The following is a 14,687-nucleotide window of genomic DNA, read 5'->3' as shown; positions in this document are numbered from 1 at the left end:
GGTCCCGGACGAAGCGGAGAACCGGGCGGGGCCGACCGGCCGGCCGTGTCGAGGGGGGCCGGAAGCGTGCCGCCGCCTATTCTGTAACGGTGCGTATCGGGTTGTTCACGGACTACTACCTGCCCGCGGTCGGCGGGGTCCAGACACTCGTGGCGGCCCAGCACCGGCTGCTGGCCGAGCGCGGGCACGGGGTCACCGTCGTGTGCGCCAGCTACGGCAGCGGCCGGGACCACCGCGCGACCGACGTGATCCACCTGCCCAGCGCCGCCCGGCTGGAGTTCGACCAGCACCGGCCCTACCTCCCGCTGCCGCACCGCCAGCGGCGCCTGGTCGCCGAGATGGCGCGGCGCGGCGGGGTCGACATCGTGCATGGGCACACCGAGTTCGGGGTGTCGGTGGCCGCCCGGGCCGTGGCGCGGGCGTTCGGCGCCCCCTACGTGGTCACCATGCACACCCTCATGCACCGCCAGATGGAGGACACGTTCGCCGACCCGCTGGCGTGGTCGCGCCGACTGCTCACCTTCCAACGGCTCATGCTGCGCCCCGGTCCCGACACCTACCGTCCGGTGGGCGCGGCCACGGCCGCCCAGCACAACGTGTGGCGGTTCATGGTCCGGCACGCCAACACCGCCGACGCGGTGGTGGTCCCCTCCCGGCACTTCGCGGAGAAACTCGCCGAGCGGGGCGTGCGGCCCCCGCTGCACGTGGTGCCCAACGTGACCGCCGCCGTCCGGCGCCGGACGGCGCCCCCGGGCGACGGCGAGCCGACCATCGTGTGGGTCGGCCGGCTCAGCCCCGAGAAGCGGATCCTGCCCTTCCTGCAGGCGCTGCGGACCCTGCCCGGCGCCGGGTGGCGGGCGGAGGTGTACGGCGGCGGCGTCCAGGAGGAGGAGTGCCGCGCCTTCCTCGCCGCGCACCCGATGCCGGGCGTCCGCCTGCTCGGCGCGCGGCCGCACGCCGACGTGCTCGCCGCGCTGGAGCGCGCCGACATCGCGGTGATCACCTCCCACGGGTTCGACAACCATCCGATGGCCGTGGTGGAGGCGGTGGCCGCGGGCCTGCCGATCCTCGCGTGCGACCCCGACCTCAGCGAGGGCGTGACCCCGGACAACGCGGTGCTGACCGCCCCGGACCCGGCGGCCATCGGCGCCGGCCTGACCCGGCTGGTCCGGGACCCCGGCCTGCGCGCCACCCTGGCGGCGGGCTCTCGGCGACTGGCGGCGCGCTACACCGGTGAGCGGTTCGCCGAGCGGCTGGAAGCCGTGTACCGGGAGGCGCTGGCCGGGCGCCGGACCGCGCGCTCCGGATCGCTGTGACGGCGCGCCGGTCAGGGGATGGGCCGGGAGACCGCTGGGTCGGAGGAGAACAGCCGCCCCAGGGAGAGCGTGCCCTGGTCGGGGGTGTAGGCGCGCAGCACCATCGCCAGCGCGGGCTGCGCCGGGACCAGGACGGCCGCGTGGATCGCCCACGCCCCCGCCGCGGCGCGCCGTTCGCCGTGCATCCGGAAGGTGCGCGGCCAGACCCGCAGGTAGCGGCCCACCTCGCGCGGGGAGCCGGCCACCCGGCGGGCGGAGACCGACGTCCGCAGCGACTTGGCGTAGTGGACCCGCCGCCCCAGCCGGTGCAGGTGGATGGCGAGGTCGAGGTCCTCGAAGATGTCCGGGCCCGGGCAGACGTGCTCCCGCAGCTCCTGCCAGCACTCGCGGGTCAGCGCCATATTGGAGCCCCAGAGCATCGGGTAGCCGCTCAGCACCCGGTTCACCCGGTGGCAGAACAGCCGGTGGGCGGCCAGGTTGGCGCGCGGCAGCGGCGCGTCGTAGAACCACGAGGGGCCGGTCACCGCCGAGACGGTCGGATCGGCCGCGGCCTCCCGGAGCCGCTGCGACCAGTCGCGCTCGACGACGGTGTCGGCGTCGATGCGCCCCAGGACGTCCCCCGTGGCCTCGTCGAACCCGCGGTTGCGCGCCGGGATGAGGCCCTGCCGCGGCTCCCGCACCACCCGCACGCCGCGGTCCTCGAAGCGGGCGGCGACCTCCGCGGTCCCGTCGGTGGAGTTGTTGTCGACGACCAGGATCTCGTCGACCGGCGAGGTCTGGCCGACGAGCGCTTCCAGGCAGCGCCCGATCACCGCCTCCTCGTTGAAGGCCGGGACGATCACCGATATCCGCACAGCTGTCCTCACTGTCTAGGCCGGCGCGGCGGCTCTCCCCCGCCGTGGCGCCCTCTCGCGGCGCCCCGCCGGCGCGGATTCCGGGACGGCCGGTGGAGATCGTCGCCGGCGGAACGGGGGAGAAACCCCCAGGAGAAGCTGCCACGGCCACACGGTCACACCGCCCTGCATGGCCGGTAGCGCTGGGCCGTGGTCGCCCAGCAGCTTGTCTACCCGTGTCGGTCGGCTCTCTACCGACAACAAGAGATATCTACTCGGTCAGCGTCACCATGTCCTTGAATTCAGGTGAAAACCTCGCTCTCGCGTCGCGGCGCGACGGTGAACCCGCCGGGGCGCCGCGCGCCGGAGGTCCCGCCCTGGGCCGTTGACGTGGTCCCCCGGACGGGAGCCGACGGCGGTGCCAGGGGAAGGGGCCGTGTCCGAAGGCTGCCCCGGCGCCCTTCCGAGTACACCCGGTGTCCATCCGGGCGGTGGGCCCCCGCCTACGGTACGGCGAGCGTGCCGCGCGCCCTGCCGGCCCGCGAGCCGCGCCCGATACGGGGGTGGCGGCGCACCGGCGCACCGGCGCGGTGCGCGGTGAGGGGAAGGATGCGGCGGTGACGTGTCCGAAACCGTCCGGCGAACGCCGCGGCTCCGACTCCCCGTCACCCGGGAGCGCGGCCGGGCACCCGGCCCGCACCGGCCGCGGCTACCGGGGGAGAGCGGGGGCGGCTGCGCCGGTGCCGCACCGAAGACCGGACACCGCCGTCCGGACGGACGGGAAGCGGGCTCTCCAGGGGGGCCGGGGGCAGCCTGCACCCACCTCTCCCGGGCGCGCCCGGGAGAGGTACGGACGGTCCAGCGGACCCCCGTCAACGGCCCAGGCCGCCCTGCCGCGCACACGGTCAAGCCCACCCCCGGGACCGGCCGAGCGCCCTCCGGTCGGGTCCGGTCTGGCGGCACTCGGCCGACCGTCCCCGCCCGGGCCTCCCCTCCACCGGACCCGCAGCCGAGGAGAAGGCCCCTTCACCAGGCGCTTCCTAACGCGGCGCCGGCGGCCGGCGTCCGGCACCGAACGGCGGAAGCCACGCGGGGCGGGCCGCCGGCGGCTTGGGCGGTCGGGCGGAGACCCGGGTCCACTCGCGGGCGAGCAGGGACCGGACCCGCTGCCGGTCGGTGCGCGGCCGGCCGTCGCCCTCGTCCGCGCCGTCCCCGCGGCCCGCCGGCTCGGCGAGGTCGAGCACGCGGCGCAGCAGTTCGGTGGAGCTGGGGCGGTCCTCCGGGTCCTTCGCCATGGCTGCCAGCACCAGCTCCTCCAGGCCGGCCGGCAGCCCGGCCAGGTCGGGGTCCTCCCGCAGCACCCGCCGTGCCAGCACCGCCGGGTGCCCGTGGCCGAACGGGTCGTGGCGCGCCGCGGCGAACCCCACCAGCGCGCCCCAGAGGAAGACGTCGGAACGCGCCGTCACCGGTCGGCCGCGGTACTGCTCGGGACTGATCCAGCCCGGCGTACCCACGAGGTCGGGCCGGCCTGTGCCGGCCGGGGCCGGCGCCGGGCCCGGCCGGGGCGGCAGCGCGGCGGGCACGGGCAGCCGCAGGTCGCGCACCCGGCGCCGCATCCGGCGCAGCCGCAGCCACAGCGTCGGGTCCTCGGCGGCGTGCGCGATGCCGAAGTCGAGCACCTTCGGGCCACCGGGAGCCAAGACGACGTTGCTCGGTTTGAGGTCGCGGTGCACGATCCCGGCCGCGTGCATCGACCGCAGCGCCTCCGCGACCCCGGCGGCCAGTCCGAGCAGCATCCCGCCGCGCAGTGGGGCGCGCCGCTCCACGTGGTGGCGCAGGGTCGGACCCGGCACGAACTCCGTGGCCAGCCACGGCACCGGAGCCTCCACGTCGGCGCGGACGAACCTGGGGACGCACGGCGAGTCCACCCGCACCATGAGCCGCGCCTCCCGCGCGAACCGGCGCCGGAAGCCGGGATCGACCGCGTGGGCCTCGTGCACCACCTTCACCGCGAGGTAGCCGGACAGCTCAGGCGTCGTGCCCGCGTACACGGTGCCCATGCCGCCCGACCCGACGCGGCCGACGATCTGGTACGGGCCCACGGTGCGCGGGTCCTCCGGCCGCAGCCGGGCGAGCCGCCGCCGGCCGCGGGCGATCACGCCGGTCCCCCGTGCGGGCCGGCGGTCGGAGGCGCTTCCTGCACTGGCACTGGACGTCCCGGATGTCTGGTCGGCCGAACGCTTGGAGCATAGAGCCTGCGGCCGGAGGCTGCCCAGGCCGGCGGCCCGTCCCTACACTGTGCGGATGACACTGCGGCAACCCGCCTCCGTCCCCCCGGCGGCCGAGGCGCTGACCCCGTCGAGAGGGCGCGGTCGACGGCGCGAGGGACGGCGCCCGCCCGCGGCGCTGCGCCGATGACCGGCGGATGGGGGGCACGCGAGTTCCAGTTGGTGCTCCTGCGCCGCATGGCGGACCAGCGGCCCGAACTCGTCGAGGACGCGCTGCGCGCCCTCGACGCGTCGCGCACCGAGGCCCGGGAGGTCAACCGGCGCTGGCAGGCGATGCTGCGCTCCCGCTCGGCGCCCCAGGGGACGCGCCGCTACGAGGCCGTCCTCGGGCCGGCCGAGTCCGTCGCCGACCAGCTCGTGGGCGATCTGCGCTGCCGGCGGCACCACTGGCGGCTGCCGTTCTGGCCGGACCTGCGCTGGGAGGTCGTCACTGGCCCCGGCGGCGCCGTCTGGCAGGAGTGGCTGGTCCGCGCGCCCGGTACGCCCGCGCCCGACCTCCGGCACGCGGGGGACCTGGTGCCGTGGACGGTCGTCGTGGACGACGTCGCCCGGGCCTTCGCCCCGGCGGCCCCGATGGAGGGCACCGCCCCATCCAGGTGGCGGCTCGCCTTCACCGCCCCCGGCGCCGCCGGACGCCACGTGGCGGACTTCACGTGGGGGCTGCTGCAGGTCGTCACCCCGCCGCCGGGTGCGGCCGGCCCCGCCGCACCCCCGGACTGAGCCCGGGGAACAGCGCGCGCCCGCCGCGCGTTGCACCGGCGGACCCGGAAAACCGGTTGCGGTCCCGCTTATCCTGTCCCCTGTATGAGAACGCCGCCTGTGCCGCCCTCCCCCCTCGCCGAACTGCGCGAACGCCTCACCGAGCTGATGCCCTCCGACCGGCGTCGGCTGCGGCGGCGTATCGACGGCCTGCAGAAGATCCGCGACTCCCGCAAGCGCGAGGCGGTGCTGGCCGCCATCTCCGCCGACGCCGACACCGCCGCCCAGCGGGTCCGGCGGCGCCGCGCCGCCGTCCCGGAGATCAGCTATCCGGCCGAACTGCCGGTCAGCCAGAAGAAGGACGACATCCTCGCGGCGATCCGCGACCACCAGGTCGTGATCGTGGCCGGCGAGACCGGATCGGGCAAGACCACCCAGCTGCCGAAGATCTGCCTGGAGCTGGGCCGGGGCGTGCTCGGCACCATCGGGCACACCCAGCCGCGCCGGCTGGCGGCGCGCACCGTGGCCGAGCGCATCGCCGACGAGCTCGGCACCCGGATCGGCGAGACCGTCGGCTACAAGGTGCGCTTCACCGACCAGGCCGGCGAGGACACCCTCGTCAAGCTGATGACGGACGGCATCCTGCTGGCCGAGATGCAGCAGGACCGGCTGCTCAGCCAGTACGACACCCTCATCATCGACGAGGCGCACGAGCGCAGCCTGAACATCGACTTCCTGCTCGGCTACGTCAAGCAGCTGCTGCCGCGCCGCCCGGACCTCAAGGTCATCATCACCTCCGCCACGATCGACCCCGAGCGGTTCTCGCGGCACTTCGGCAACGCCCCCATCGTGGAGGTCTCGGGCCGGACCTACCCGGTGGAGGTGCGCTACCGCCCCATCACCGGTGACGCCGACCCCGAGGACCCCGACCGGGACCAGACGCAGGCCGTCTGCGACGCCGTGGAGGAGCTGCGCGCGGAGGGCCCCGGAGACATCCTCGTCTTCCTCAGCGGCGAGCGTGAGATCCGCGACACCGCCGAGGCGCTGGAGAAGTTGAAACTGCCCGGAACCGAGGTGCTGCCGCTGTTCGCGCGGCTCTCCGCGGCCGAGCAGCACCGGGTCTTCGCCCCGCACCGCGGCCGCCGCATCGTGCTCGCCACCAACGTCGCCGAGACCTCGCTGACCGTGCCCGGCATCAAGTACGTGGTCGACCCGGGCACCGCGCGGATCTCCCGGTACAGCCACCGGACCAAGGTGCAGCGGCTGCCGATCGAGGCGGTCTCGCAGGCGTCGGCCAACCAGCGCAAGGGCCGGTGCGGCCGCGTCTCGGAGGGCATCTGCATCCGGCTGTACTCCGAGGAGGACTTCCTCTCCCGGCCGGAGTTCACCGACCCGGAGATCCTGCGCACCAACCTGGCCTCCGTCATCCTCCAGATGGCCGCGCTGGGGCTCGGCGACATCGCCGACTTCCCGTTCGTCGAGGGGCCGGACCGCCGCCAGGTCAAGGACGGCGTCCTGCTCCTGCACGAACTCGGCGCCATCGACCCCGACGAGCCCGATCCACGCCGGCGGCTGACCCCGCTCGGCCGCCGGCTCGCGCAGCTCCCGGTCGACCCCCGGCTGGGCCGCATGGTCCTTGAGGCGGGCGACAACGGCTGCGTCCGCGAGGTCATGGTCATCGCCGCAGCGCTCTCCATCCAGGACCCCCGGGAACGGCCGGTGGACAAGCAGCAGGCCGCCGCGGAGAAGCACGCCAGGTTCGCCGAGAAGGAGTCGGACTTCCTCGCCTACCTCAACCTGTGGAGCCACCTCCAGGAGCGGCAGCGGGAGCTGTCCTCCAGCCAGTTCCGCCGGATGTGCCGGGCCGAGTTCCTCAACTACCTGCGGGTACGCGAGTGGCAGGACATCTACGGCCAGCTCCGCCAGGTGGTGAAGACCCTCGGCATCACGGTCAACAGCGCCCCCGCCGACCCGCAGAAGGTGCATGTCTCGCTGCTGTCCGGACTGCTCTCGCACGTCGGTCTGAAGGATCCCGACAAGCACGAGTACCTCGGCGCGCGCGGTGCCCGTTTCGCGATCTTCCCCGGGTCGGGGCTGTTCAAGAAGCAGCCGCGCTGGGTGATGGCCGCCGAACTCGTCGAGACCTCGCGGCTGTGGGGGCGCATGGCCGCCCGCATCGAACCGGAGTGGGCGGAGAACCTCGCCGGCCACCTGGTGAAGCGCACCTACAGCGAGCCGCACTGGGAGAAGAACCAGGGCGCGGTCATGGCCTACGAGAAGGTCACGCTGTACGGGGTGCCGCTCGTCGCGCAGCGCAAGGTCAACTACGGCCGGATCGACCCGCGGCTCTCACGCGAGCTGTTCATCCGGCACGCGCTGGTCGAGGGCGACTGGCACACCCACCACGCGTTCTTCCACGCCAACCGCCGGCTGCTGGAGGAGGTCGAGGACCTGGAGCACCGCGCGCGGCGGCGCGACATCCTGGTCGACGACGAGACGCTGTTCGACTTCTACGACCAGCGGCTCGGCGAGGAGTGCGTCTCGGCCCGGCACTTCGACTCCTGGTGGAAGCGGGCCCGGCGCGACCAGCCCGAGCTGCTCAACTTCGAGAAGTCGATGCTCATCAACGACCGCGCGGGGGACGTCAGCGAGGACGACTACCCGGACGTGTGGCGGCAGGGTGAGCACGGCTTCCCGCTCACCTACCAGTTCGAGCCCGGCACCGACGCCGACGGCGTGACCGCGCACATCCCGCTCAAGGTGCTCAACCAGGTCGAGGGCGACGGCTTCGACTGGCAGATCCCGGGGCTGCGCGAGGAACTGGTCACCGCGCTCATCCGGTCGCTGCCCAAACCGATCCGGACCTCCTTCGTCCCGGTGCCGGACCACGCGCGGGCGGTCCTGGCCCGGCTGCGCCCGCACGAGGAGCCGCTGCTCGACGCGCTCGGCCGCGAGCTGGGGCGCACGGCCGGGATCCGGATCCCCGCCGACGCCTGGCAGCTGGACCGGGTTCCCGACCACCTCAAGATCACCTTCCGCGCGGTCGACGACCGCGGCCGCACCCTCGCCGAGGCCAAGGACCTCGACGAGCTGCGCCGGGCGCTGAAGCCGAAACTCCAGGCCGCCATCTCCGCGGAGGCCAAGGGGATCGAGAGGACCGGGCTCACCTCGTGGGACTTCGGCCCGCTGCGACAGCGCTTCGAGCGCAAGACGGCCGGGCACTCGGTCCGGGGCTATCCGGCGCTCGTGGACGAGGGAGACACCGTCGCGGTGCGGATCTTCGACACCGAGGCCGAGCAGCGGCGGGCCATGTGGGCGGGGACGCGGCGGCTGCTCCTCCTGCGCATCCCGTCGCCGGTGCCGGTCGTGCGGCGCGGACTGGAGAACCGGACGAAGCTGGCGCTCAGCGACAGCCCGCACGGCAGCGTGCCGGCGCTGTTCGACGACTGCCTCACCTGCGCCGTGGACGCACTGGTGGCCGACGCCGGCGGGCCGGTCTGGGACCCCGACGCCTTCGACGCCCTCGCCGACCAGGTGCGGGCCGAGCTCGCCGACACCCTCGCCGAGGTCGTCGCCGCGGTGGAGCGCGTCCTCGTGCTCTGGCAGCAGGTGCAGCGCCGGATCAGGGGGACCACCAGCCTCGCCGTGCTGCCGTCGCTCAACGACGTGCAGGGGCAGCTCGCCGAGCTGGTCTTCCCCGGCTTCGTCACGGCCACCGGACGGCGCCGCCTGCCCGACCTCGCGCGCTACCTGCGCGCCATCGCACACCGGCTGGACAAGCTGCCGGAGAACCCGCGCCGCGACCAGACGAACCTCGTCAAGGTGGCCCAGTCCCGGGCGGCCTACGACAAGGCGCTGGCCGACCTGCCGCCGGGCCGCGCGGCCGACGCGGACGTCCGGGAGGTCCGCTGGATGCTGGAGGAACTGCGGGTCAGCTACTTCGCGCAGGAACTGGGCACCGCCTACCCGGTGTCGGACAAGCGGATCACGAAGGCGCTGCAGAAGCTGACGGGGTGACCGGCGGCCGGTTCTGTTCAGTCCAAGCGCGACGATCGCCTTGCCTTGTACCCCATGGAGCATGTATAGCGGTGTGAATGCTTCCGAGGGGCGTCATGCGACAGAATGGACAAAAAGTGATCACCGGTGAACACCGCAGCCCTTCATACGCGACCTTCTTCTACGCGGGACACCCCTCCTTCATGATGCCGTCCGCGATCTACCGCCCCGGCGCCTCCGAGATGCTGGTCCGCAGGTTCGGGGCGGGCCAGGGGTGGACGGAACGCACGGTGGCGGTGCCCCCCGTCCTTTCCCGGGAGGAGTTCTCCCGGCTGGCCCGCGATCACGGGGCACTGGAGAACATGACCGGCACCTTTCGGAGCCCCGCCGTGGGGGAGGTGGCGTACTCCGATGCGGGGAGCGTGCTCGTGCACCACCCCGAAATGAGTCAGGCCGGGCGGCCGCGCGGTGACGGTGTGGTCAGCTGGGGACGTCTGCCGGTCCGGCCGGGGCGCGGCGACGACTTCGCGGAGAGCGCTCGTGCGAATTTCAACGTGCTCGACGCCCACCGCCGGCCGACCGGCGAGGAGCGGGCCGCGGTCGCCGCGTGGCTGACCGAGGAGACCGGAAGCCCGGCTGTCGCCGAGTACCTCGGAGTGGCGACCGCGGAGCCGGCGGCCACGGGTTCCGCGCCGGAGACGGACCAGACGGCCCAGGCCGGGCCGGCGGAGGAAGCGGCGAACTCCGCAGCGCCGCCGAATCCGTCCCCGGCGCCCGGATGGGGCGGTGCGGATCGCGTGGACCGCGGGACGGGGCCGGCGCTGCTTCGGCCCGGCATGGTGGCGGAGCGCCCAAGCGGCCAGCAGCCGTCGGACTGGCGGGCCCGGGTCCGCGGCGCGCTCGGCCGGGGGTACCGCCCGGACGGCGGGCGCCGTACCGCCCGCTAGCCGAGTTCTCCGCGGCCAGGGGCCGTCAGCGGCGGGGGTGCGTACCGGGAGCAGGCGCAGACCCAGGAGCAGGCGCGAGTGGCGGCGGCGGTAGCCGTAGGGCGCCGCCCGGCCGGGCCGGGGCGCCGCACCGCGGAGCGCGGCCACCCGCGTTCCACGGGGGGAATCGGTGGTCCCTACGGTGTCGTGCCGCAGGGCGGTGTCGGAGGCGACCAGCCGGACCACTGTGGTGACCAGGAGCGGTGCCGCGCGCCCCGGCGGGCAGAATGGGCGCAGGGGCGGAGCACGGACCGGGGGAGGCGCCGATGCGACTCGTGATCACGTCCGACACGCACCTGCCGCGGCGGGCCCGCGACCTTCCGGAGGCCCTGTGGCGGGACGTCGAGGCGGCCGACGCGGTGATCCACGCCGGCGACTGGTGCGACCTCGCGGCGTGGGAGGCGCTGCGGGCGAGGGCCCGCCGGCTCGTCGCGGTGTACGGCAACAACGACGGCCCGGAGCTCCGGGAGCGCCTGCCGGAGGTCGCGCGCGCCGTGCTCGGCGGAGTGCGGTTCGCCGTCGTCCACGAGACCGGTCCGGCGAAGGGGCGGGAGGCCCGCTGCGCGGCGCGGTTCCCGGACACCGACGTGCTGGTGTTCGGGCACTCCCACATCCCGTGGGACTCCACCGCGCCCGGCGGGTTGCGGCTGCTCAACCCCGGCTCGCCCACCGACCGGCGGCGGCAGCCGCGGCACACCTACCTGACCGCGGAGGCCGGCTCCGGCGTGCTCGGCGAGGTGCGGCTGCGCGAGCTGCCCTGATTGAGGCGTCCGGCCCGCCCGTGCGCCGCGACGGCGGTCACCCCGCCCGCCAGTCGCCGGAGTCCAGCGCGCCGGCCGCCTGCGGGCCCATGAGGCTGAGTCCGCCGTCCACCAGCAGCGTCGCGCCGGTGATGTAGCCCGACTCCGGACCGGCCAGGAAGGCGACCGCCGCCGCCACCTCGCGGGCGTGCCCGGGCCGGGCCAGCGGGTAGCCGGGACGGGAGCCGGCCACCGGCGGTTCGTCGTGCTGGCCGGTCATCGGGGTGGCGATCTCGCCGGGCGCCACCGCGTTGACCGTGATCCCGTGGGCGCCCAGCTCCAGGGCCAGCACCCGCGTGAGCATGCGCAGCCCGCCCTTCGCGGCGCAGTAGGGGCCGGCGCCGACCCTCGGCAGTTCCTCGTGCACGCTGGTGATGTTGATGATGCGGCCGCCGCGGCCCTGCTCGGCCATGCGGGCCGCGACGTGGCGGGCGCACAGGAACGGCGCCTCCAGGTCCACGGCCAGGACCTCGCGCCACTCGGCGTAGGACGTCTCCAGCAGCGGTGCGCGCGTCCCGCGGCCGGCGTTGTTGACGAGCACCCCGGCGCCGCCCAGTTCACCGGCCAGTTCGGCGACGGCCTCCGCCCCGGTGACCGGGTCGCGGAGGTCGTGCTGGCGTACCGCCGCGGTCCGGCCGGCTCGGCGGACCTCCTCCGCCGTGCCCCGCGCGCCCTCCTCGTCCCGGTGGTAGGTCAGGCCCACGTCGAAGCCCCCTTCGGCGAGCGCCACGGCGGTCGCCTTCCCTATGCCGCTGTCGGCTCCGGTCACGATGGCGACCCGGTCGTACCGGTCGTGGCCGCCGGCCGTCTCGGTCATGGCCCGCCTCCCTCTCCCGCTCGCGGCGCCTTCCGCCGTGCGGAGCCGACTTCCCGCGGGAGGCGGTCCTACACCTCGCGCGGCCGGCCCCGCCGCCCGGCGCGCGGGGGGCCGGCGGCACGCACCCGGGATGTCCAGGGGGGAGCCGGGGAGGCGCGGGACCGCGCGGGTACGTCCCCGGTGGGCACCGCTCCGCCGCGATAAAACGATTCAAGGCCGGCGAGTAGCATCGGAGGGTCACCGGCTCCCCGGCCCGCACGCCCCCGGAGCCGCAGCTGATCTCGGGCAAGGGAGCGGAACGTGCCAGCCACCACCTCGCAGCCGCCGTCCGGGCCCCGCCGGCCTGTCGGAATCGGCGAGGTCGCGGCGCGCGCCGGGGTGTCACCCGGGACGGTGTCCAACGTGCTCAACCGGCCGGAGCGGGTGGCCGAGGCGACCCGTCGCCGCGTGCAGGAGGCCATCCGCGAGCTGGACTACGTCCGCAACTCCTCCGGCAGCAGCCTGCGCTCCGGTCGCAGCGACTCCGTCGGGCTCATCGTCCTGGACGTCACCAACCCCTTCTTCACCGAGGTCGCCCGCGGCGTGGAGGACGAGGCGGTCGAGGCCGGACTCGCCGTGATCCTGCTGAACTCCGCCGAACGCCCCGACCGCCAGCGCAGGTCGCTGCGCCTGCTCGCCGAGCAGCGCGCCGCCGGCGCGGTCGTGATGCCGGTCGACGACGACCTCTCGGACCTGCACTGGCTGCGGCAGAGGGGGATCTCCTGGGTGCTGCTGGACCGCGGTGACGTCGCCGCCCAGGAGGGGTGCGGGGTCAGCGTGGACAACCACGCCGGAGGGCTCGCGGCCGGGCGGCACCTCATCAGCCTCGGCCACGAGCGGCTGACCTTTCTCAGCGGGCCGTTCGCCATCGAGCAGTGCCGGGACCGCCTCGCCGGGCTGCGGGCCGCCTGCGCCGAGGCGGGGCTGGAACCGGACGCGGCGGTGCGCGTGGTGGAGCGGCCGCAGCTCAACGCGCGGGCGGGCGCGGAGGCGGTCGAGGCCGTGCTGGCCGGCGGCCCGCGCCGCCGGCCGCAGGCGGTGTTCTGCGCCAATGACCAGCTCGCGCTGGGCCTGCTGAAGTCCCTGGGGCGGCGCGGAATCCGGACGCCCGATGACATCTCCGTGGTCGGCTACGACGACATCGACGTCGCCTCCCTGGTCCACCCCGGGCTGACGAGCGTGGCCCAGCCCAAGTACGAGATGGGGCGCGCGGCGATGCGGCTGCTGCTCTCCGAACTCAACGACCCGGGGCACCGGCACGAGCGGCTCCGGTTCGAGCCGACGCTGGTGGTCCGCGACTCCACCTCGGCCCGGCGCTAGGGGACGGCGCCCCCGGGCCGCGGCCGGTCGCCGGCCGGCCAGCTGCCGGGGCGGAGATCGCGGAAAAGGGGTCCGGAGCCCGGCAATCACGCTAGGTTGTCTCCGATGAACGCTCTGAGTGTGGTTTGTCCTGGCCGGCGCCAGGCACGGCCGGGGGTTTCGGCTGCCCGTCCGGTGTCGCTGGGAGTGCCGGTGTATAACGCCGCGGTGACGGAATCGCGGGCCCGGAGCCGGGCCGGCCGCGCGGTCGCGTCCAACGTGCGAGGTCAGCGCCGGCGGGAGAGCGTCGGGGTCCGTGCCGGAACGTCCGGGAACGCCTGCTGTGTAGGGGTTTCTGTGCTAGTGTTTCGGCCGATTCGTTTGTATGTAGGCGGCTTTTTTGGCGGTTCACTGGCCGGATCCGCGGCGAGGACAGGTCGCGGACGCCATTCTCGGTTTCCGGCGGACGGCCGTCCCGTCGGGACCCCGGTGAGCCAAGACGCGCGGTGGCCTCCCGCCGAACCCGTGTCGCCGGCCCGCCGTCGTTGGTCAGTCCCCCTTTATCGAGGAGATGTGCTGTGGCACAGGCGCCGTCATCTGCTGATCGCGCGGACCATCCTCTGTCGCACATGATGCGTCAGGACTCCCACGCCTCCAGCGCTGCCAAGGGCGGCCGGTTGCGCCGGGTCCTGGACTGGTTCGGCTTCCCACGGCGCCAAGAGCCCGCGCCGTGGCCCGCCGCTCCGCGGCCCGGCGAGCAGCCGGCAGCCCCGCCGGCGCCCGCCGCCGAGGAGAACGCGCCCGCGGAGCGGAGCGCGGAATCCGCGCCCTCGCTCCCCAGCGTCCCCGAGGTGCCGGGCGACCAGCAACTGGTCACCGCCACCCTGGCCAGCCTGGCGATGCGCGACCTCACCCTGGTCGACTCGCTGCTGGCCATCGTCGAGGAACTGGAGGACTCCACGGAGGACCCCGAACTCCTCGACCAGCTGTTCAAGATCGACAACCTCGCCACCCGGATGCGCCGCAACGGCGAGAACCTCCTGGTCCTCGCCGGGCAGGACAGCAGCGACTCCCACATGGAGCCGGTGCCCCTGCTCGACGTCGCCCGCGCCGCGCTGTCCGAGATCAGCGACTACGACCGGGTCCGCCTCGGTCGGCTCCCCGAGATGTTCCTCTCCGGCCAGGCGGCCGATGACATCAGCCACCTGCTGGCCGAGCTGCTGGACAACGCCACGGCGAAGTCCCCGGACCACGCCCAGGTCGTCATCAGCGCGCAGCCCATGGGCGAGGACAAGCTGCTGCTCACGGTCGAGGACGAGGGAATCGGCATCCCCGAATCCCAGCTGCAGGCCCTGAACGAGCGCCTCAGCGGTGCGCCGGTCCTCGACGAGCAGGTCATCCGCCACATGGGCCTGTACGTGGTGAGCCGGATCGCGCACCGCCACGGACTGCAGGTCCAGTTGCAGGCCCGCGCCTTCCGCGGCCTGAGCGCGCACGTGGTGGTGCCCAATGAGCTGCTCAGCTCCACCGGCCCCGCCGCCGCTCCCGAAGCCCCGAGCCCCGAACCCCTGCGTGCCGCGCCCATGACCCCGCCCACCGAGCGCCCCTCTACTC

Annotated in this window: 10 protein-coding genes; 7 read left to right on the top strand and 3 right to left on the bottom strand. The window is 74.5% G+C overall.

All coding sequences use genetic code 11. The features are described from left to right. Positions 1 to 89 precede the first annotated feature (89 nt). On the top strand, positions 90 to 1,316 hold the full coding sequence (locus DEF28_RS14230) for a glycosyltransferase family 4 protein (protein WP_158562829.1): 1,227 nt from the start codon (positions 90 to 92) through the stop codon (positions 1,314 to 1,316). Positions 1,317 to 1,327: 11 nt separating this feature from the next. Here DEF28_RS14230 and DEF28_RS14225 read toward each other — a convergent pair whose 3' ends face one another. After that, a complete protein-coding gene (locus DEF28_RS14225; RefSeq protein WP_114398663.1) occupies positions 1,328 to 2,170 on the bottom strand; it encodes a glycosyltransferase family 2 protein in 843 nt (280 codons plus the stop codon). A gap of 1,019 nt (positions 2,171 to 3,189) precedes the next feature. After that, on the bottom strand, positions 3,190 to 4,308 hold the full coding sequence (locus DEF28_RS14220; protein WP_114398662.1) for a serine/threonine-protein kinase: 1,119 nt from the start codon (positions 4,306 to 4,308) through the stop codon (positions 3,190 to 3,192). Positions 4,309 to 4,563: 255 nt separating this feature from the next. On the opposite strand from DEF28_RS14220, the gene DEF28_RS14215 reads away from it, so the two are divergent. From DEF28_RS14215 to DEF28_RS14200, 4 genes are all read left to right on the top strand, one after another. Further along, the gene (locus DEF28_RS14215) at positions 4,564 to 5,157 is read left to right on the top strand and encodes a hypothetical protein (protein ID WP_114398661.1); all 594 of its coding nucleotides are present in this window, start codon (positions 4,564 to 4,566) and stop codon (positions 5,155 to 5,157) included. 84 nt (positions 5,158 to 5,241) lie between these two features. Beyond that, positions 5,242 to 9,153 carry an ATP-dependent RNA helicase HrpA gene (gene hrpA, locus DEF28_RS14210; protein WP_114398660.1) on the top strand — a complete coding sequence of 1,304 codons (3,912 nt, stop codon included), beginning with the start codon at positions 5,242 to 5,244 and terminating at the stop codon, positions 9,151 to 9,153. A gap of 116 nt (positions 9,154 to 9,269) precedes the next feature. Beyond that, positions 9,270 to 10,079 (top strand): hypothetical protein, encoded by an 810-nt coding sequence (locus DEF28_RS27295; RefSeq protein ID WP_147280153.1) that lies wholly within the window; start codon positions 9,270 to 9,272, stop codon positions 10,077 to 10,079. Positions 10,080 to 10,384: 305 nt separating this feature from the next. Beyond that, positions 10,385 to 10,879, top strand: coding sequence for a metallophosphoesterase family protein (locus DEF28_RS14200; protein WP_114398658.1), 495 nt, complete (start codon positions 10,385 to 10,387; stop codon positions 10,877 to 10,879). A gap of 37 nt (positions 10,880 to 10,916) precedes the next feature. On the opposite strand, the gene DEF28_RS14195 is transcribed toward DEF28_RS14200, so the two are convergent. Further along, positions 10,917 to 11,735, bottom strand: a complete 819-nt coding sequence (locus tag DEF28_RS14195) for an SDR family oxidoreductase (RefSeq protein ID WP_114398657.1) — start codon at positions 11,733 to 11,735, stop codon at positions 10,917 to 10,919. Between the two features lie 300 nt (positions 11,736 to 12,035). Between DEF28_RS14195 and DEF28_RS14190 the strand changes: the two genes are divergently transcribed. Beyond that, the gene (locus DEF28_RS14190) at positions 12,036 to 13,094 is read left to right on the top strand and encodes a LacI family DNA-binding transcriptional regulator (protein WP_114398656.1); all 1,059 of its coding nucleotides are present in this window, start codon (positions 12,036 to 12,038) and stop codon (positions 13,092 to 13,094) included. A gap of 608 nt (positions 13,095 to 13,702) precedes the next feature. Beyond that, positions 13,703 to 14,687: sensor histidine kinase (locus DEF28_RS14185; RefSeq protein ID WP_233515299.1), on the top strand; the 985-nt coding region annotated here is incomplete at its 3' end.

The sequence above is a fragment of the Marinitenerispora sediminis genome, assembly GCF_003336425.1.
GTDB lineage: Bacteria > Actinomycetota > Actinomycetes > Streptosporangiales > Streptosporangiaceae > Marinitenerispora > Marinitenerispora sediminis.
This window is presented reverse-complemented; position numbering and strand designations above follow the sequence as displayed.

Coding starts and splice junctions, on each gene's coding strand:
- DEF28_RS14215 (WP_114398661.1), top strand. CDS start 4,564: ATGACCGGCGGATGGGGGGCACGCGAGTTCCAGTTGGTGCTCCTGCGC.
- hrpA (WP_114398660.1), top strand. CDS start 5,242: ATGAGAACGCCGCCTGTGCCGCCCTCCCCCCTCGCCGAACTGCGCGAA.
- DEF28_RS14200 (WP_114398658.1), top strand. CDS start 10,385: ATGCGACTCGTGATCACGTCCGACACGCACCTGCCGCGGCGGGCCCGC.
- DEF28_RS14195 (WP_114398657.1), bottom strand. CDS start 11,735: ATGACCGAGACGGCCGGCGGCCACGACCGGTACGACCGGGTCGCCATC.